A 20,556-nucleotide genomic window follows, 5' to 3' on the forward strand; every position below is an offset into this window, starting at 1 on the left:
AAGCTGGATCATGTTATAATATTGCACTAATCTATAGCAATTGGAACACTTTATCTCAATCATCCCGTTAAGATTATAAATTTCTTACAGTTTATTGGACTTTAGTTTTGTTTACGGACATGCTAAATATGATGAATAATTGGAGATCCTTATTGTAAGTATTAAGAATGTTTATTGCTTTTGTAATATAAATGAATTACGAAGATTTAAGTTATTTAATCTTCTCATTAACGATTAAATTGACTCTAAGCTGGTTTAATCTACGTTATTTGATGTTTAATGCATTTAGTTATGCTGATCTTATTGAATTAGTAATTGGGTATATCAAGCTCTAAATATTCGATATAATATGGCTAGTATTGATTCTTAAATAATAATTCTATATGTTTATTAAACTTAATAATCAATACTTTAATTATGAAAAGATTAATTCTATTAGCCTCATTGATGATTGTTTGTCTGTCTATGAGTGCACAAGGTTTAAAGGGAGTATGGTTTGCTGGAGGTAATGTAAACTTTGGTAAGCAAGAGATAAATGTTACTTCAGGAGTTGAAAAAGTAACTCAAACATCTATTATGCCTTTGGTTGGTAGATTTATTTCTCCAACAGTTGCGGTAGGTGGTGCTTTGGGTTATAGTCAAGTAAAACATGACGACCTAAAGTCTAATACTTATACGATTATGCCTTTGGCTCGTAAATATTGGAATATTGCGGGTAATCTCTGACACCCTCTCATAAAGTGTTATTGTAGGTATTTTGTTGACAAACATGGAATACTTACCGATTTCATCCGAAATTGATGAATTTATATATGTACTATCACTCGTATATGCGACTATATTCGCCCCGACTAAAGGCTCACTATTCCTCTCATTTAAAGCATACACTAACCCAACTACCTCGATAAGCTCACTATCGGATTCTTGCGACAGAGATTCCATACAAATACAGAATGATAAAACACAGAATAATAAATACTGTTTCATAAATGAGTTGGATTATTTCATTTAGTATTACAACTGAGCAACCACGCAAGAGCCTTTCATCTCCTCACCCTGATCATCATATTTCTTTCGCTTCGAGGTCAATTCTTTAATATCTACTCGATAGATAAGTGTGCGAGGGGCACCTGAGCGAATAGCCATGGGGATAAGCTCTTGCTTACTTTTACAGTATTTCAAGCTTAGGGCAGTAAGGGCCTCTCGCCTTTCTGCTTCATCAGAAACTACAGCAATAGAGCCATTGATAATTGTCGATTCATATTCGGTCGTAAATACACGACGAGCCAGAAGACTTCCTTTCGATTCGTCGGTAGCCAAAACCTCTAGCTCCTGAGCTGAATAAAGTTCTGGAATTTTAACCTCACCCACAAAAACCATCGTCACAGGCTTGTTTGGTGTAAAAAGATCGACTTTCCTGCCTGCTTTTGCTGAGTGAATATAAATTTTATCACCTACACGTACGGTTGAGATTGGGATAGCATAAGGTTCGCCCAGCTCATCAACAACTGCTATTGTTGCATAAACAGACTTGTCAATCACGGCGAGTCCAAACTCAAACCCCATTTCTCTATCTTTTCTTCTCATAGTTATTTTTGATTAAAAGCACGATTAATCTCATCCACCAAATAAGTGCATGGTTATGACACCATTAACAAAGGTAAGAATCTCTAAAATAAAATACAGATTAATTTACATTTATATTAACTAAACTAAAAAGCCTGCTCTTATAGAGCAGGCTTTCAGACAAACAGTAATATTGATTAAAGTTGAAATTTAAAAATGAGATTTAAGCTCTTCCACCCAGTTCGCTATACGAGTATCGGTTAAGTCGTCTTGATTATCTTCGTCGATAGGCAAACCAATAAATACACCATCAATAATGGCTTGAGAATCCTCATAATCGTAACCATCAAGATCCACCGAACCTATAAATGTAGCTCCTGTACCTTTTAGGTCTTCGTATAGGGTCCCCATTGCACCACAAAAGGTTTCAGGGTACGATTCACAATCACCACAACCAAAGAAACTAATCTGTTTACCGGTAAAGTCTTTCTTCTTTAAGTCATCGACTAAGTCGTACCAATCGTCTTGCAGATCACCATCACCCCAGGTCGAAGTACCTAGAAGTAATACATCATAAGCATCAAAATCATCGGCAGAAGCCTTACTTACGTCTTTAATTTGAGTTGAAGGAACTCCCAGCTCCTTACCTATTCTTTCGGCAACATCAGCAGTTGTACCTGAAGATGAACCGTAAAATATTCCTATCTTTTTCATTCTTATTTGTAATTTGATTCATCACAAATGTAGAGCTAAAACCAACAGTCTTCAATACCTAATTGTAGCGATATTCATGCACAGATATACCTATATTGTGCAAACCATGATGATATCGAGATTATGACTTACTCGCAGTAGTGCTCCGAGTAGGTGGAAAGAGGTAAACGAGTAGGTCGTTTTTTCAAGCTCAGTAGGCATAAAAAAATGAAGAAACTCAATGTTGAGTCTCTTCATTTTCTCCCCAATAACGTAGTTAAACCATCTAGAAACTACGCTAAATCTTTATTTAATCAAATAGCTGTCGCGGATAAACCTCATCTAATATTATTGGCATACCCTCTCTTTTACGCTCAAAATCATAACGATTATAATAATGAATAGCCTCCATTCTATTACGACCAAAACGAATTTCATCCAGGAATTCACTGCCTTCACGATAAGATAACTCTATGGCATCGAAATACTCATTATGCAATAATCGCCATCTATAAGGTATTTTATCATAAAACTCATCGTCATAATAATACAAATATTCTACTCCTGTACCATTATAGTTAAAAGTAAATACACTATATAACGGTTCTCCTATTTTATTGTCTTTTTTACCTAAATCTGTCTCCCATTCAGACCGTACTAAACGATCAACCATCCCGTCGTCAGTATCATCACAAGAGCTTACCACAAATGTTAGTAGTAATAAGAGTATAGGTAAGAGTTTTAAATTTTTCATCTAGTTTTATGTTTATATGTTTTCTATAAGTCATAACATCATAAACTAACGCTTAGTTTATGAATTCAAGTCCTTAATTCACTTCTTTAGAACAAAGAAAAGCGACAAAATTAATAAAATTAATAGCCCTGCCATCCTTTTATTCATAATATATCAGGTAACGGCATATTTTTGTACCTTTGTACTACTATATAAAAAACAACTGACATGAGCAGAAATACAAAAGGAGATCGATTTACTCCATTCAACTACCCTATCGAGGTAGAACAACGCATTCAAGAACTTCGTAAAAACAAAAATATTCAACTTCCTCCACGAAAGATACTTCGCACACGTGAGGAACTTGCAGGCATTAAAGCAAGTGCTGAAATTAACACAGCACTACTCGACTTCATTACACCCTTTGTAAAAGCAGGTGTATCAACCCGAGAGCTTGATAGCTTAGTTTACCAATTTACAACCGACAATGGAGCTATCCCCGCTCCTCTTGGTTATGGCGATTTCCCTAAAAGCTGTTGCATCAGTATCAACGATGTAGTTTGCCACGGCATCCCAAACGAGTTTGATATACTCGAAGATGGTGATATTGTCAATATTGACGTTTCAACAATTTTCAAAGGCTATTTTTCGGATGCCTCACGTATGTTTATGATCGGTAATGTTACTGAGCAAGCTCGTCGTTTAGTTGAGGTTTGTAAGGAGTGCCTAGACCTAGGAATACAAGCAGCACAACCTTGGGCAACCTTAGGAGATGTTGGAGCAGCTATACAAGCACATGCTGAGAAGAATGGCTTCAGCGTGGTTAGAGATTTCTGTGGTCACGGTGTAGGGATTAAGTTCCACGAAGACCCCGAAGTATTGCACTACGGACACAAAGGTACAGGCATGACGCTAGTGCCAGGCATGACATTTACAATCGAACCAATGCTTAATGCAGGTAGTTGGGAAGTATTTATTGACTCCGAAGATAACTGGACAGCTTGTACTGACGATGAGAGTCTTTCGGCTCAATGGGAACATATGATTTTGATCACCGAAACAGGTAACGAGATTTTAACCTACTAAATTATGGAAGTAATTTTACTTAGTGTCTGTATCCTCCTCTTATTGGTGCTCATTGGGTTAACCCTAAAACAAAAGAGTAAGAATCAAGAGCCAGAAATTCAGAACCTGCTAAGGACGGAATTACAGCAGAATCGTGAGGAACTAAGCCGAAGCTTGACACAGGTTCGACAAGAGCTAAGTCAATCGATTGGGCAAGGAATGGTTCAGGTACAATCTACTATAAACAAGAATCAGCAACTGAGCTCTCAACTAGCTCACGAGCGATTTGAGCTTATGGGGCGTGGGCAAGAACAACTCTTGCAGTCGACAGAGAAGCGACTTGACGAAATGCGTAATATGGTTGAGGAGAAGCTTCAAAAAACCCTTAATGAGCGTATCAGCCAATCTTTTGAGATTGTACGCAAAAACCTTGAACAAGTTCAACGTGGATTGGGCGAAATGAAGTCATTGGCTGAAGATGTTGGTGGACTAAAAAAAGTGCTGACGAATGTCAAGACCAGAGGTACTTTTGGTGAGGTGCAACTTGGTGCCCTATTGGAGCAACTAATGAGCCCAGAGCAATACGATGCCAATGTCAAGACCAAAAAAGGTGGAACTGAATTTGTGGAATATGCAATCAAGCTACCAGGAAAAGATAACGGAGACGACACAGTCTATCTTCCTATCGACGCGAAGTTCCCCAAAGACATTTACGAGCAATATCACGACGCCTATCAGGCTGGTGACACTATTGCTGCAGAACTTACAGGAAAGCAGTTAGAACGTACTATTAAAAGTATGGCAAAGGATATTCAGGAGAAATATATTGACCCACCTCATACGACAGATTTTGCCATCATGTTTTTACCTTTTGAAAACATCTATGCAGAAGTGATTCGAAGAACAGCACTGGTCGAAGAGTTACAACGCAAATATAAGATAATGGTTACAGGGCCCACAACATTGGGTGCAATACTCAATAGCTTGCAAATGGGTTTCCGAACATTAGCCATACAAAAAAGGACAAGTGAAGTGTGGGGGGTTTTGGGAGCAGTAAAGACTGAATTCAGCAAATTTGGAGGTATGCTCGAAAAGGTACAACGCAATCTTGAAACAGCGGGCAATCAGCTCGAAGAGGTTATGGGTGTGCGTACACGTGCCATAGAACGGAGACTTCGCCAAGTAGAGGAACTCCCTATTGATGAGAGTCAGCCTATTTTGTCGCTGGATGATGAGTTAGACTAATCCAATTAGCCTATAAAAATAAGAAGCCTCGAATTATAATAATTCGGGGCTTTATATTTACTGCTAAGCTTTATGGTAAGTGCAGCTTACTAAATAGGTAGGTTCAACCACTACTTTATGAATGCCATCTTTATCGTACATGATACGAATGCGGCTATGGTTGTCTTTTTCTTGGAAAGTGAATAGAGGTTCTACCGACTCGTAGATTTCCTCTTTTGCGGTTTTCTTTGATAATTCATACTCGATGATGGTACTCGACAGTACGCGGTTTTTCACTTCATCAAAAGAGAATTCGTCATCAATAGCCGATAGCTCTACGAGCATTCTATTGTTTTCTTTCTTCTTAAAGATGATTTCACGAGCATGGTCTTTGTTGAGGTCACCCATATTCAGTTTATGAGCATTTGATTTGAAGTTTAAAACTTTTTCCATAAATGATTTTTAAATTATTAGTGAGATGCGACGCACCTTTTGATAATATACTAAAAATCAAGCACATATAAAAATATAGTTACATACTTAACTTTGCTTACCAAGCCTACGAACTTGTTATACACTCATTATTAATACAATAGGGATTTTAGTGTTAAAATAATTGACTTATAATAATGAGGGAGAAAACAGTAAAATAAATCAACGAGACATATTAGCCTATCTATAAATTTAATGCTGTTTTTGCACTGCAAATTGAAAAGGGAATGCCGTTAGAATCGGCAACAGTTACCGCTGCTGTAATTTCGCATCTTTTATACCTAATAAAAGAATAAATAAAAGTAACATACCACTGAGTGTTTCAAGCTTGGGAAGGTCCTTTTATTACAGAATAAGTCAGAAAACCTATCAAACTAAGCAATTTTACAATCTGCGGTCTTACGGAATGTAAAAGAATCAAACTACTCGAATAATCATTTTATTTGCGTCACTGCCCTACACGAAGCAATTCTTGTAGCAGTAGAAGTTGGCATTCTTTCACTCCACTAAGATTGCAATACAAACAACTTTTAAAACAAATAAAAATAAAAAAAACCCTTATTGGAAGTCTTCTTCTAGCTTGTACGTTAATCGCTTGTTCAGACGACGACAATGTCACTCCTAAAGTAAAAGGCAATTTCAAATCTATTTTATGCAATGATCAACCTATTACTAAAGACATCCAGGTTGACTCAAAAACTAAATTGAACTTTGCAGTTACTACCGAAAATACTGAAACGGCCAATATCATTTGGACATTAAATGGTGATACCCTTGCCAATGGCCTAGACAAAGCACTCGAACTTGAAGGAAGATCAGGTAAACTTAAGATTTCACTAGTTGAGGGACAAACTACACTAGATGAAACTGAAGTAAATCTTGATGGTCCTTTTAAAAGTGGTGCTTATCTTTATGCGAAAGATGGTGGATTAACATTCATCAATAACCTTGAAGAACAGACAACAGATGCTACCCGAAATATCTATGCAGGTATCAATGATACTAAAAAAACTATTTTAATGGACTTCGTCGTTAATAATGGTAAGGTTTACCTAGTTGAGGAGACTCAGATTATCGTAGCTGATGCACAAACTCTACACAAATTAGATGTTATTGAAGATATTCAAGCAAATGAGCTAGTGGTGGTCAATAACAAATTAGCTTATGCTAAAGATAATAATAAACTATTTGCACTCAATCTGGTAGAAAAAACAAAAACAGCAGTCGAAGGAGTTTCCAATTTTAGAGATACTAAGATGGCAGCCCTTCAAGACTATATTGCTATAGCAAAAGACAATGCCATTCTACTTGTAGAGACGAAGACAAACAAACTAGACAAAGTGATTCCAATAGACGATAATAGAGCTGTATTTAATATTTTATCAGGTAATGACGGCAACCTATATGCTTTTATACATGATAAATCGGCCGATATTAAAGAAGATCACTTTGCTACATTCATGAAAATTAATACAGAGAATCTATCAATTGAAAAAGAGACTCCAATTGATATTGAATTAATTGACACCCCAGAGGAACATAAGAACTTTTATGCAACGGCGTCACCAGTTAAAGATGAGTTCTTCTTTGCTGAAGGATCAGGAAGGAGAGGTAGTTTTAATGTTTATAAGATAGATTATAAAGGAACAGTTGATTTATTCAAAAATATACCAATGAGAATCCAATATCAAGTTGATATTTTACAAGGATATATGGGAGTGAATTCAGAAAACAAGCTATTTATTCCCCTCTTAGACGGATATGGTAATAATATAAACTGCTTGATTTATGATCTTGAACAAGAATTAAAATTAGATTATAAGTTTACTAGGTTTTCATATACAAGTCAAGCTAATGTAGTCCCTGTCATATAATAATAAGATAGACTACTGAAATAACAAAAATCCCGATCGATAGTTGATATCGATCGGGATTTTATATTTATATTACTTAGAATAGAGCTAAAGTTATTATATGAGATTTATTTCTCTTTGGGTAACGTAAACTTAAGAATAAAGTAACCAGAAAGACCAGCTACTAGGGTTCCCATAAGAACTCCAAGCTTTGCTTGATTTAATAGGTCTTCATGACCATGCCCAAAAGATAAGTTAGCAATGAATAACGAGACGGTAAATCCGATACCTCCCAACAGTGCAACGCCAGCTAGATTTCTCCAATTCATACCGTGAGGCATATTGACTATCTTCAATTTAATCGCTAAGAAAGTGAAAGCATAAAGCCCAATAAACTTCCCTGCAGTCAAACCAAAGAATACGGCCAAAGCTACGGTACCCATTGTCTCAACCCCACCACTGAGTACAACTCCGGCATTAGCAAATGCAAACAATGGCATAATAAAGTAGTTCACCCATCCATGCATGCTATTTTCAAGCGATTGTAAGGGTGAAATTACACGATTAGATGCTGCTTCAATACTTTTGAGCTCATTGATCTGTTCCGAGTCAAGAACGATTTTATCTTCTGCCATATCACCATCTGAGATAGGGAATTTAGATATACTCTCGCGAATTCGATTTACGTAATGCGTTACTCTTAAATTAGGTTTAGCAGGAATAATAAAAGCAATAATTACTCCGGCGATTGTACAGTGGATACCTGATTGTAGAAAGAAGTACCACATGACAATTCCAAAACCAATGTAAAATATACGATGCATAACTCCTAATCTGTTACCAAGGTAAAGAATAGCCAATACTACAGCAGAAGCAACTAAATATCCTACAGCCAAATCATTAGTATAGAAGAAAGCAATAACCAAGATTCCACCAATATCATCAACTACAGCAAATGCAGTTAAGAATATTTTCAAACTAATAGGCACTCGCTTACCAAACATACTCAACACCCCAAGCGAAAAGGCAATATCAGTAGCCATTGGTATAGCTAATCCGTTTGACTCAGGCTGGGTGCTAGCAATAATGAAGTAGAATAGTACAGGAATTGCCATACCACCAAAAGCAGCAATAATCGGCAACAATGCTTTTCTAGGAGAGGATAACTCCCCGACCATAACTTCACGTTTAATCTCTAATCCTACCGAAAAGAAGAATAAAGCCATTAAAGCATCATTAATGAATGCCATTAATGTTAGAGGTTCACCGTGGTGGCTAAATAGATTAAAGCTACCAATTTCCAAACTTACTGGGTAATTCCACAGCTCTTGATAAGCATCGCCTAAAGGCGAGTTGGCTACGATCATAGCTAGAACAGCCATAGTCATAAGCACCATACCCCCATTGATACGGTGCTTCAACGTACTCAAAAATGAGTAGTTCTTAGTTCTTGCATGTTGCATTTTCTGTATGTGTTTTAAGTTAACATTCGGTTCTTAATCAAGCTTAAGCACCGCTAAGAAAGCTTTTTGTGGAACCTCAACGTTACCGATCTGCTTCATACGCTTCTTTCCTTTCTTTTGTTTTTCCAGAAGTTTACGCTTACGGCTAATATCACCTCCATAACATTTAGCAGTAACGTCTTTACGCACTGCTTTAATCGTTTCACGAGCAATAATTTTTGCTCCTATCGCAGCTTGAATAGCAATATCAAACTGTTGTCTAGGTATTAGTTCTTTTAGTTTTTCACACATTCTACGGCCCATATCGTATGCATTGTCTACGTGTGTTAGGGTAGATAGTGCATCAACAGACTCTCCATTAAGAAGAATGTCTAGCTTTACAAGTTTAGATGGCCTATAGCTGTCGTGATGATAATCGAATGAGGCATAACCCTTCGAGATACTCTTAAGTTTGTCATAAAAATCAATTACAATTTCACCCAAAGGTATACGGTATTGAATCTCTACTCGGTTACCAGAAATATAGTTCTGTTTTACAAGTTCGCCTCTCTTACCCAAACATAGTGTCATTATTGGACCAATATATGCTGTATCGGTAATCACTGTTGACATGATATAAGGTTCTTCGATACGGTCAATCATAGTTGGCTCGGGCATTCCTCCAGGATTATGAATTTCAGACATCTCCCCTTGTTTATCATATATATGGTAAGATACGTTAGGAACAGTTGTGATCACATCCATATCAAACTCACGTTCTAAACGTTCTTGGATAATTTCCATATGTAGTAATCCCAAGAATCCACAACGGAACCCAAAACCTAAAGCCAAAGAAGACTCTGGTTGGAAAGTCAAAGAGGCATCATTTAACTGAAGTTTCTCTAATGAAGCACGCAAATCTTCAAAATCACTAGAATCAATGGGGTATACTCCAGCAAAAACCATAGGTTTAACCTCTTCAAAACCGTCAATAGCTTTAAGACAAGGATTCTCAACATGTGTGATTGTATCTCCCACTTTAACCTCTTTGGAGGTCTTAATGCCAGATATAATATAACCAACATCACCTGTACGCATCTCTTTACGGGGTGAGAGCTCCATCTTTAGTACCCCTATTTCATCAGCATGATATTGTTTTCCGGTATTAAAGAACTTAACAGCTTCACCTTTACGCAATACTCCATTAGTTATTTTGAAGTAAGCTATAACACCTCTAAAAGAATTGAACACAGAGTCGAAAATCAGTGCTTGTAAAGGAGCATCATCATCACCAACTGGATGAGGAACACGCTCAACAATTGCTTTTAGGATGTCATCAACACCCATTCCAGTTTTACCCGATGCTCGGATAATTTCGCTACGTTCGCAACCCAAAAGTTCGATGATTTCATCTTCAACTTCTTCGGGCATTGCACTATCAACATCACATTTATTCACAATAGGAATAATTTCAAGATCATGATCAATAGCCATGTACAGGTTAGATATGGTCTGAGCCTGCACTCCTTGTGTAGCATCTACAATAAGTAGAGCTCCCTCGCAAGCCGCAATAGAGCGTGAAACCTCATAAGAGAAATCCACGTGCCCAGGAGTATCAATTAAGTTCAGAACATACTTTTCACCGTTATACTCATGCTCCATCTGGATGGCCTTACTCTTAATAGTAATTCCCCTCTCTTTTTCGAGATCCATACTGTCAAGCATTTGGCCACCTGTTACTTGGATTGTTTTAGTCATTTCAAGCAAACGGTCGGCTAAAGTCGATTTACCGTGGTCAATATGAGCTATAATGCAAAAATTTCGTATATTCTTCATTTATAAGTTTATTATTTTTCGTTAGCAAAGATACTACAAAGCCGTTATTTAAAAAAATAGACAAACCACATTCTATATAGTCTGTATGTATTTTTATTACAGCTGTATGCCATCTTTTATTTATATCTAGAGACCAAATAGTTAGCCCATAGACTAGCAGCAGATCTAACCATCATTGAGCATGGCCTTTTGCTGCATGCACTTTTATGAGGATCAATAACTTCAGAGTGACTATATTTATCCTTGTTTAAACCTAAAAGTTCTGCGCAATTTAGTGAACCGTTTTCAGCTTTGAACTTAGCAGCTAACTCTTGAACTAAACTATAGTTGGCAGCCTTACCACTCGGATTATCAGCTTCAGTTGAGCCTGTTTCAAGGCCAGCCAGAATAAATAAGCCACAAGCAGCTCCACATGTCTGACGCATCCGACCAATACCACCTCCAAAAGAAGATGCCACTTTAAGAGCCATTTCACGATCGAGGCCATGAATATCGGCAAACGGTGCAACTACCGATTGAGAGCAGTTAAATCCTTCTTTAAATAGAGCAACAGCTTCTTCAACTCTATTATTGTATTTATTTTGATCCTCCATAATAGATGTTATTTAATTGTAATTCCCGTGGGGCAATGATCAGAATGCACTGCATCATTGCTTATCCAAGCTTCTTCAACTCTAGGGAGTAATGCTTGAGACACCATGCAATAATCAATTCGCCAACCTTTGTCGCGCGATCTGGCTTTAAAGCGGTAGCTCCACCATGTGTACTTTTGCTCCTCTGGATAGAAATAACGGTAAGTATCAATAAAACCTAAGTCTAGGAAATCGGTCATCCACTCTCGTTCTTCGGGTAAGAATCCACTATTTTTAGCGTTTCCTTTGGGATCGTGTATATCTATTGCTTCATGGCAAATGTTATAATCACCACAAAGAATAAGATTTGGACGCTCTTTTTGTAATTCTAAAACATAAGTCTGAAAGTTGGCCAGCCATTGCATCTTAAAATCTTGTCGCTCATCGCCAGTAGTTCCTGATGGATGATAAACACTAACAACGGATAAATCACCAAAGTCAGCTCGAATAAATCGACCTTCAAAATCATAGGCTTCAATTCCCATCCCATAAACAACGTTATCGGGCTCTATTTTTGTTAGAATGGCAACACCACTATAACCTTTCTTTTGCGCTGAATAAAAATATGCTTTATAACCTAACGCTTCGTAAGCTTCAGCAGGATATTGTTCAGGTTGCAATTTGGTTTCCTGTAGACAAACAACATCAGGGTTGTTTTCTGCAAGCCACTCAGGTAAACCTTTGGTGGTTGCAGCACGTAAACCGTTTACATTATATGTTATTATCTTCATCTTCGTATAATCTAGTATAAAAAAATCGGCTACAATTTATATTTCTATGTATCCGACTTTAACAAGTTATCTGTCAAACGCATCATTAATTAATAGCCCATCGCTTTTAGCGCTTTGCATAATTGATCAGGGCAAGAAGTTGTGCGTTTACCACAATTAATACCCTCCAGCTTGGAACAAACCTCTTGAGGAGTTAAACCAATGACAAGACTTGAAAGTCCTTTCAAATTACCATTGCAACCTCCTTCAAAGCTCACCTCAACAATTTTACCATCAGCCACTTCCAGTTCAATTTGAGAACTACAAGTTCCTTTGGTCTTAAAAATCTGCTTCATCTTAATTAAATTAATGTTGTTCTTAGGTTTAATAAGTTCAATTAGCTGAACATTTTCACCAAGAATTAAGTTGTAGAATTAATAAAGCTACAAAGTTAACGAAAATAAATCATTTTTCTTGGTTTAAGACACTGGCTCAATGAGCAGTGAAAATATTGTTTTCTGTGAGAAGAATAAGTTAGAATCACAGTGAGTTCGACACAAAATCATAGAACATTTTTAGCTGTCTTATATCTAAACAGTCAACCAAGTTAAAATTTATTAATTTAAGAAGCAATAAATCATAGAGTTTTTTGGAAACATAATTATGACACCTTATTTTTGAGACAATAAGATGAAATAGTATTAGAGCAATACCTAAGCGATAAATTTAAGCAAACTAGACTGCATATTACCTTACAGATAAGGGTAAAACACATTTGTTATGGCAAAATTCTATAATTATCAAAACAAATAGCCATCATTCTTAGTTATTCATTATAATTGACAGTTTCCTAAATCTAGAATTTAAATTTCACATCAGATAACCTTAATATATTAAGATGTATATCTAGAAGTGATATCAAGAACAATTTATATAACTTAAATTAGCGCATATGTATTCTTATATAATATTTGGAATAATTGGGTTAGCCTCAACCTATGTTATTTCTGCACTTAGATTAGAAAATAAAGCCTCAACCGAACAGCAAGACTTTAAAACTAGGTTTGCTGTAATTATTGAAAGGTTTGACAAAATATTATTCAATAATACGGGGCAACTTGTTGCACTAAGTCCACAGAATCATATTTTATACAGTGAGAATGGAAATCAAAAAGTGGTGTTCAACATTTATAACCACAAACTCCTTGTAACTTGGTCTGATCAATATCGTGGACGTGATTTTTCTTATACTCAAGAGTTTGACTATACAACAAAGAATACTATCTTCAAGCAAGAGAAATGGGTTAACAAGTTACTGCTTAAGTTATCTGACTTGAGAGAGGATTTTGAATTTGAGGTATTAACCAAAACGACCCAAGATTCTAGAGCTAATATATCATCTATTAAACATAAAAATCAATGGCAAAAATACTATTAATTATTGGTGCTATCCTCCTTATAGCTTCGTTTGGGCTGCATTTAATTATTATCAGTGGAGATAGGCAAAAGTGGCCCAGATACACTCGTAAACCAATATTAATACTCCTATTATGGCTTTGTGGATTAATTCTCCCTATTCTTGCGTGGGGCCAATTGACACCTATACATTGGGGATGGCTTGTGTTAATCAATTTTGCACTAGTTTTCTTTTTTGCTCCCACAATTACGAGAATGATTCTGAAGCTTTTTGTTCGTACACGGCGAATAAGCAAAAAATTAATCACAGTAGTCTCTCTTGGTCTACTCTGCTTAATAATAGGAAGTATTTTACACTGAAATTAAAATCAAAAGCGCAATGGATTACCACTGCGCTTTTTTTTAGACTAATAAATTTAGGTTTAGGTATTAGTCATTAGTAGTTTGTCGACTGGGGATTAAAGTTAGTCCAATCATTCAACCAAGTATCATTTACACCTGAGAAAGCTCCGATATAATCAACAGGCATCATGAATTCACTTTGGATTGAACTGAAGCTACCAGTATTTAGCATTGGGCTTCCAGCTTGAGGTATGTAGTTCTGTCCTATATCATTTTTACCTACAGTCAATTTTAATTCACTCTCAGCAAGTACTTTGTTCGAAGCAATGCTACTAAAGAAAGTCGATGAGTATGAAGGTTTAGTCTTGTCATATTCAATCTTTCCATTCTTATATACTCCAAGAATATCCTCAAGCTGCTTGTTTGCATCACTACCCAACGCATCAACACCAGCAAAGTAGATATTCTCAAGTTTAAGACTTCCATCTTTAGCCACCTGAACAGTATTACCCTTTTCACCATCAAGAATTAAGCCTACAGGGAAGCCAACAAATAGCGAATTATAACAAGCTAAACGACTATTTCTTCTAATATGCATACCCGATTGGAATAAGCCCATGCCTGCACCATTATTAGGGTACAAAGAGCCACCATTAATGTATTCAGTCGTATTTTGAAATCCTGCAGCTCTATTCTTTTCAGTACCTGGTCCTATCACCGTAATATTGCTAAACATTGCTCGAGTAAAAGGTGATACTTCGGCACCGTCAGCAGCATTATCCGATTCAAAAGCATTCGAACGAGAAACGTCTGCCAACTTTGGGTCTCTTACAATAAGTCCAAATTGGATATGTCCACTGAATCCGTTATCGGTATCAAAGTCATCATCCCAACCGTTGAAAGCTACTAGATATTTTGAGTTTACTGCTCCACCAAACCATTCGAAAGAATCGTCATTAGAATAAGATACTTGGATATGGTCTAGCTTGGTACCTCTACCTACAGAACCTAAGGTTAAACCATTAATCTCTTTGTCCTTCTCAAATGGATAACCAGCAAACTCTATACGTACATAGCTCAATATACCAGAACTATCGTCGTCATTTTCGCCACCATGCTCTGATCGTGGCCCACCTTCAATCTTCATCGAAGAACCTTGATTATTACGTGCCTTACCACAAATTATAAGTCCACCCCAATCACCTGGTTTACGACCTCCAGCCACTTGTTCAGAAGTAAATACTATAGGTTCGCTCTGAGAACCTTGAGCCATAATTTTACCTCCACGCTCTACTATTAGAGCAGCTTTGGTTTCTTTATCACCCTTGATAATAGTTCCTGGTTCGATGGTCAACTCTGCACCTTCGGCAATATAGACCCAACCCTTCATGTTATACACTCCTTTTTTAAGTGTCTGTTTACCCGTAAATACAAAGTTTTGATCTCCATTACCTAGCTGAGTTTGCTCACTAAAAAGTATTCCTTGGCTATGAGCAATATTCCCAATATATTCTACTTTAGGATCGTTTTTATCTCCTCCTGGTGTTGTTGGTGGAGTAGAATCATTATTATCATCACTAGAACAAGCTGCAAATACACCACCTAGTAGTACTAGAGCTAATGCTGCTTTGGAACGTAAAACGTCTAATAAATTTCTCATGTTTTTTTGTTTTAAAAGAATGATATTTAAAAGTTTGAAATTTTATTTGAAGGTATAACCAATGCTAAAACCGAAATTTCTTCCAGGTCGATAGCTTTTAGTAACCTCATCTACTCTATTTTTTTGTGTGTCTGATTCACTTATTTGTTTAAACACAACCTTATTGGCTATTACATCCTTTGCATAAAACTTAAGCTCAAAGTTTTTGAAAGACTTTCCAAAGGATAAATCAAGGCTATTACGTGGCATCTCATAAGAGTTTGGAATGTCACTCGTGCTTTCACCCCCTACAGTTCCTACACTACGGCCAACTCCCACAATTCGTTTGCCAATTCTATTGTACAAGACACCTGCATTGAAATTAAGCGTTGGGTGAGTATAGAAGAGCCCTGTATTAATCAGGTATGGCGATTGGCCTTGCATGGCACGTTTACGTTCTTTACTTCCTTTTTCAAAGTCAACTGTACTCTTAATCAGTGCACCGTTAAAATTCAGGCTCAAGTTGGGTAATCCTATAAAATCAAGATTCTTTTTGATTTCTAACTCTACTCCATAATTCCGAGCAGCCTTAGCATTGGCATAAGAGTAGGTCAAGTTTGTACCACCATTTACCGTATAGGTCCACTCAATTGGGTTAGAGAAATGTTTGTAGAATAGAGATAATGATACGAGTTCAGTCGGGCTAGGGTAAAACTCATAGCGAAGGTCAATATTATCAATCAAAGCAGCTTCAAGCTCGCTATTTCCTTGCACATTACTAGCCAATTCAAAATCGTAAAATACTGATGGTGAAAGCTCTCTAAACTCGGGACGATTGATGGTTCTTCCATAAGCAAGACGAAACTGATGACTTTCGTTTAGATTATAAGATATATTTAAGGTTGGAAACAAATCATTGTAGGTATAGTAAGAGCTACGCTCACTACTCTGGTGAGCACGGGTGTTGGAAACTACCTCCATCTTACTGTATTCATATCTTAACCCAGCATATAGTGTCAGTTTATCCAACGGAATATTCCAAGCTAAATATCCAGCTAAATGTGTATTCTTGCCACGATAATCGTTTAACTTATTCACTTGTTCCTGTAGATAGAGCTGATTGTATGCATAATGGTTAGGTTGAAGAAGCTCATCAACAATCGGTAAGTATCTAAAATCTTTGGGGAGGTCATTCTGCCCATAATTCCAATTGTAGTAGAACAAACGAGTATCATAATCTCTAGTTCGGTATTCCCCGTAAGCCCCCACTCTAATATCTGTATTGATGTTCTTAATAGGTAGCTTATGATTATAGTTCACATTTAGTGACCCAATATGCTCATTCAAATAAGTGAACTCACGACTAATATCTGTCCCACTAGTTAACCCAATACGATCAGACTCTAACTCATCATTCAATAAAATACGACGACGATCTGGAAGGTTTCGATTAGAAAAAGCATAGCCTAAGGTCCAGTCTAAATCGTTATCATTTAAGGTATGCTTACCTGCAAGCTGTGTGTTGTATATGGTTCTTGCTGAATAGTAATACTCCATACTTTTCTCACGATTACTCTGCGCATCAAACCCTTCACGTTCGGTATATCGATCTTTCCCTAACTGATTAAAACTATTCTTAAATTCTAGTTGATGGTTTGAGTCGAAACGATAGGCTAAATTTAAAAGCATACCCAGTTTTACATCTTGAGAATATTGATTATCCTTACTCTGGCGTAAATAAACGGGGTGATTATTCACTTGATCATAGCTACCAAATAGGGAGTTTTCCATGTTTAGGTAACTCTTGTAGCTATTACTGTAATTAGCACTTGCTAGTAAACCAAACTCTTTTTCACTATCCCAGCGCCAAACTCTATTAAAAGCCAAGTTAAACTTTAGATCACCTAAGGGGTGACGCTTACGAATTTTCCAATCGTTATTAAGCTGGTTATCTAAGAGATTTATTGCTGAATGGTTTTCAGGATAAGTATTCATTTTGGTGTGGATGCCAGCATGAAGCGGACGTAAGGAGTTGTCGAATCCCAAAAAGTCTGTCGGTCCTCTTTTTCCACCCAAGAATTGTTTAAAGTGAGTCTCGGAATTAAAGTTTGAACCTATTGAGATACTCAGGCTATTAGAGTCGGGAATAGACTTGGTGGTTAGTTCTATAAAGCCTCCTGTAAAATCAGCGGGGTATTGAGGTGCAGCAGATTTTATGATTATCATATTATCAATCTGGCTGCTCGGGATTATATCAAAAGAGAAGGCTCTTGAATCGGCCTCAGAGCTAGGTACCGCTCCCTGATTTATCCAAACATTATTGTAACGCTGTGAAAGACCACGAATCATAACAAATTTATCGTCGATAATGCTGATACCTGGAATACGGCGAATTACTTCGGATGCATCACTGTCTTGAGTTCGTTTAATTTGTTGAGCCGAAACTCCCGTTTGCACCACTAAACTATTCTTCTGTGCCGAAAGTATTCCTGCATCAGAATAGCGAAGTTGGCGACCCGTAACAGTAACTTCCTCGAGTAGTTGATTGTCGGGCGACAATTTAATCTCCAAAGCTAGCGAACGATTTGCTAGCTCTATTTCTTGAACTTCAGGCAAGTACCCTAGATAACGAACTTCAATAGTATAAGTGCCTTTTTGAGGAGTTTTAAGTTCAAACTCTCCATCAATATTGGTTAAAGTAGCTTGCGAAGTCGATACAAGTTGCACCGTTGCTCCAATCAATGGCTCTTTTGTTGTTTTATCAGTAACAACACCTTTGATTACAGTAGCCTGTAAAACAGATGACAAGCCAAAGAATAGTATAAACAAGAAAAAGTGTAAATGTCGTTTCTTAAACATAGTTTGTCTTTTAAATTTCAAGACAAAACTATCGCTAGAATATGACGGAGTGGTTAAGCAAACTTTACACTATTGCTTAGAAATGATAACATATATCACACCAAACAAAAAAATGTTGATATGTACATCCATGATACAGCTTTATGAAAGAGAGAGATAAGCATATTAATAATATTCAAAAGTTTTGGGGGACATTTAGAATAATAATTATAAATTTACCCGTCAAACAAACAATTTGATTATGAAGTGGTATAAACATTTATTGCTCCTGGCTTGTGGAGCTAGTCTACTTGCTGCTTGCAGTAACACTAAAGAGTTAGAACTAGAAGTAATGTCTTTCAACATTAGATATGATGAACCCAACGATGGAACAAACTCATGGGATAACCGTAAAGACCAAGTACTTTCACTACTTAAGTTTGAAGACGTTGATTTATTGGGGACGCAAGAGGTCCTGCATCACCAGTTATTAGATATTTCAGCTGGACTTCCCGACTATACAGTTGTAGGGGTAGGTCGAGAAGATGGGTTTCTTAAAGGTGAATATAGTGCCATACTCTTCAAGAAAGATAGATTCGATTTAAAAGATTCTGGTACATTTTGGCTCAGTGAAACACCTCATGAGCTTGGCTCTAAAGGCTGGGATGGGGCTTGTGAACGAGTTGCTAGTTGGGCTCTACTTAGCGATAAGGCTAATAAGAGAACAATTTTCTTCATTAATACACATCTCGATCATGTGGGTGAATTAGCACGACGTGAGGGCGTAAATTTATTATTAAGCCAAGCCAAGGAGCTAGCAGATGGTGCCCCTGTAATAATTACTGGTGATTTCAATGCAGAACCCGAATCAGATGTAATTCAAAACGTACTCAACCCAAATAACCCATTAACTTTAGTTAGTAGCCACACAGCCGCAATTAATAAGAAGGGCTTAAACTGGACTTTCCACGGCTATGATAAAGTTCCTTTAGACGAACGTCAAGTTATTGATTACATTTTTGTTAGTAGTGCAGCTCAAGTACTCGAATATGAGGTCTTACCCATGCAGTGGGAAAAACAGTTTATATCCGACCACTGCCCAATACTTGCTAAAATCAAACTTTAAAATGATTTGATATTTTCAAATAAACTCACAAAGGCTAGCGCTATTATTCTAAGTAGAGCTAGCCTTTATTTATTTTATAGCCTAGTTATTATATCTTTGCACAAAACAATATCTAATGAAAGAAGAATTAAACAGACTACACAAACAGCTCGAATTTATACACGAGATAGATAAGCTTAAGTATATCCTAAGAAAAACTAAACTATTTAATAGTGACAGACCAGAAAATGATGTTGAGCACAGTTGGCACCTAGCCATGATCGCTATGGTGCTGAGTGAACATGTAAACCACCCCGTTGACCTGCTCAAGGTTATGAAGATGTTACTGATCCACGACGTGGTAGAGATTGATGCTGGAGATGTCTTCTTTTTTGATAAGACACAGAGTCACGACAATCGCCCCGAAGAATATGCTGCCGCAAAACGTATATTCGGACTTCTGCCTCAAGATCAGGCACAAGAACTGGAATCACTTTGGATTGAGTTTGAAGAGTGTAAAACTAACGATGCGAAATTTGCCAAAGCCATCGACTGCTTAGAGCCTATGCTACAAAATAGATCAAACAAAGGTGGTACTTGGATGGAATATGATGTAAGCTATCAAGATGTTTTGGATAGCAAGCTAATAATGAAAGAGATTTCTACTCCTCTTTGGGAGTACACCAAAGAGCTTCTCCAAAAGTCTGTTGACGAAGGCATACTCAGAAAGTAAAAACAATAAAGGTTGGCTCATGATGAACCAACCTTTATTTAATATCATAACTGGACACCCTCTCATAAAGTGTGTAAGTTAAAATGATGGGCTTGGGTAACAACTTTACCTGAGCCGTTGTTTTATAATAAAAAACTTAGACATGTATGAAAACAGAAGATTTAATCCCCGATGAGTTCTTTAAACAGTTCAAAACAGGTGAAGAACTAAACAACTTCCTTAAGTCCATTCAAAAGC

19 protein-coding genes and 1 riboswitch are annotated in these 20,556 nt (G+C 36.9%); of the genes, 7 read left to right on the forward strand and 12 right to left on the reverse strand.

The features are described from left to right. Nucleotides 1–417 precede the first annotated feature (417 nt). Nucleotides 418–726, forward strand: a complete 309-nt coding sequence (locus B091_RS12135; protein ID WP_244847834.1) for a hypothetical protein — start codon at nt 418–420, stop codon at nt 724–726. Between the two features lie 288 nt (nt 727–1,014). Here B091_RS12135 and B091_RS0110550 read toward each other — a convergent pair whose 3' ends face one another. From B091_RS0110550 to B091_RS0110560, 4 genes are all read right to left on the reverse strand, one after another. After that, nucleotides 1,015–1,587, reverse strand: a complete 573-nt coding sequence (locus B091_RS0110550; RefSeq protein ID WP_018109962.1) for a pyridoxamine 5'-phosphate oxidase family protein — start codon at nt 1,585–1,587, stop codon at nt 1,015–1,017. A 189-nt stretch (nt 1,588–1,776) separates the two neighbouring features. Continuing rightward, entirely contained in the window at nt 1,777–2,280 is a 504-nt protein-coding gene (locus B091_RS0110555; RefSeq protein ID WP_018109963.1) for a flavodoxin, read from the reverse strand. A 90-nt stretch (nt 2,281–2,370) separates the two neighbouring features. Next, nucleotides 2,371–2,517 (reverse strand): hypothetical protein, encoded by a 147-nt coding sequence (locus B091_RS12655; RefSeq protein ID WP_155888334.1) that lies wholly within the window; start codon nt 2,515–2,517, stop codon nt 2,371–2,373. Nucleotides 2,518–2,569: 52 nt separating this feature from the next. Next, nucleotides 2,570–3,013, reverse strand: coding sequence for a hypothetical protein (locus B091_RS0110560; protein WP_018109964.1), 444 nt, complete (start codon nt 3,011–3,013; stop codon nt 2,570–2,572). A 207-nt stretch (nt 3,014–3,220) separates the two neighbouring features. Here B091_RS0110560 and map point away from each other — a divergent pair, with 207 nt between their 5' ends. Beyond that, nucleotides 3,221–4,078 (forward strand): type I methionyl aminopeptidase, encoded by an 858-nt coding sequence (map, locus tag B091_RS0110565; protein WP_018109965.1) that lies wholly within the window; start codon nt 3,221–3,223, stop codon nt 4,076–4,078. Nucleotides 4,079–4,081: 3 nt separating this feature from the next. Continuing rightward, entirely contained in the window at nt 4,082–5,302 is a 1,221-nt protein-coding gene (locus B091_RS0110570; protein ID WP_018109966.1) for a DNA recombination protein RmuC, read from the forward strand. Nucleotides 5,303–5,365: 63 nt separating this feature from the next. On the opposite strand, the gene B091_RS0110575 is transcribed toward B091_RS0110570, so the two are convergent. Next, complete coding sequence (locus B091_RS0110575) at nt 5,366–5,734, reverse strand: hypothetical protein (protein WP_018109967.1); 369 nt, start codon at nt 5,732–5,734, stop codon at nt 5,366–5,368. Between the two features lie 227 nt (nt 5,735–5,961). After that, nucleotides 5,962–6,161, forward strand: a riboswitch (cobalamin riboswitch). Nucleotides 6,162–6,285: 124 nt separating this feature from the next. Between B091_RS0110575 and B091_RS0110580 the strand changes: the two genes are divergently transcribed. Next, nucleotides 6,286–7,647, forward strand: coding sequence for a DUF5074 domain-containing protein (locus B091_RS0110580; protein ID WP_018109968.1), 1,362 nt, complete (start codon nt 6,286–6,288; stop codon nt 7,645–7,647). Between the two features lie 107 nt (nt 7,648–7,754). Here the strand turns inward: B091_RS0110580 and nhaA are convergent, their stop codons facing one another. From nhaA to B091_RS0110605, 5 genes are all read right to left on the reverse strand, one after another. Beyond that, nucleotides 7,755–9,089, reverse strand: a complete 1,335-nt coding sequence (gene nhaA, locus B091_RS0110585) for a Na+/H+ antiporter NhaA (RefSeq protein WP_018109969.1) — start codon at nt 9,087–9,089, stop codon at nt 7,755–7,757. A 33-nt stretch (nt 9,090–9,122) separates the two neighbouring features. Continuing rightward, a complete protein-coding gene (gene lepA, locus B091_RS0110590) occupies nt 9,123–10,904 on the reverse strand; it encodes a translation elongation factor 4 (RefSeq protein WP_018109970.1) in 1,782 nt (593 codons plus the stop codon). 116 nt (nt 10,905–11,020) lie between these two features. Next, nucleotides 11,021–11,497: a C-GCAxxG-C-C family protein gene (locus tag B091_RS0110595; protein ID WP_018109971.1), complete on the reverse strand. Its 477-nt coding sequence runs from the start codon at nt 11,495–11,497 to the stop codon at nt 11,021–11,023. A gap of 8 nt (nt 11,498–11,505) precedes the next feature. Beyond that, nucleotides 11,506–12,267 carry an exodeoxyribonuclease III gene (locus B091_RS12140; protein ID WP_018109972.1) on the reverse strand — a complete coding sequence of 254 codons (762 nt, stop codon included), beginning with the start codon at nt 12,265–12,267 and terminating at the stop codon, nt 11,506–11,508. 89 nt (nt 12,268–12,356) lie between these two features. Next, nucleotides 12,357–12,602 carry a TIGR03905 family TSCPD domain-containing protein gene (locus B091_RS0110605; RefSeq protein WP_018109973.1) on the reverse strand — a complete coding sequence of 82 codons (246 nt, stop codon included), beginning with the start codon at nt 12,600–12,602 and terminating at the stop codon, nt 12,357–12,359. Nucleotides 12,603–13,198: 596 nt separating this feature from the next. Between B091_RS0110605 and B091_RS0110610 the strand changes: the two genes are divergently transcribed. After that, nucleotides 13,199–13,684, forward strand: coding sequence for a hypothetical protein (locus B091_RS0110610; RefSeq protein WP_018109974.1), 486 nt, complete (start codon nt 13,199–13,201; stop codon nt 13,682–13,684). A 414-nt stretch (nt 13,685–14,098) separates the two neighbouring features. Here the strand turns inward: B091_RS0110610 and B091_RS0110620 are convergent, their stop codons facing one another. Both B091_RS0110620 and B091_RS0110625 read right to left on the reverse strand, forming a co-directional pair. Then, complete coding sequence (locus B091_RS0110620) at nt 14,099–15,664, reverse strand: hypothetical protein (protein ID WP_018109976.1); 1,566 nt, start codon at nt 15,662–15,664, stop codon at nt 14,099–14,101. 42 nt (nt 15,665–15,706) lie between these two features. Beyond that, nucleotides 15,707–18,502 (reverse strand): TonB-dependent receptor, encoded by a 2,796-nt coding sequence (locus tag B091_RS0110625; RefSeq protein WP_018109977.1) that lies wholly within the window; start codon nt 18,500–18,502, stop codon nt 15,707–15,709. Between the two features lie 241 nt (nt 18,503–18,743). On the opposite strand from B091_RS0110625, the gene B091_RS0110630 reads away from it, so the two are divergent. Both B091_RS0110630 and B091_RS0110635 read left to right on the forward strand, forming a co-directional pair. After that, on the forward strand, nt 18,744–19,607 hold the full coding sequence (locus B091_RS0110630) for an endonuclease/exonuclease/phosphatase family protein (protein ID WP_018109978.1): 864 nt from the start codon (nt 18,744–18,746) through the stop codon (nt 19,605–19,607). A gap of 115 nt (nt 19,608–19,722) precedes the next feature. Beyond that, nucleotides 19,723–20,319 carry an HD domain-containing protein gene (locus tag B091_RS0110635; protein ID WP_018109979.1) on the forward strand — a complete coding sequence of 199 codons (597 nt, stop codon included), beginning with the start codon at nt 19,723–19,725 and terminating at the stop codon, nt 20,317–20,319. The last annotated feature ends 237 nt before the right edge of the window (nt 20,320–20,556 follow it).

The organism is Bacteroides propionicifaciens DSM 19291 = JCM 14649 (genome assembly GCF_000375405.1).
Classification (GTDB): domain Bacteria; phylum Bacteroidota; class Bacteroidia; order Bacteroidales; family Bacteroidaceae; genus Bacteroides_E; species Bacteroides_E propionicifaciens.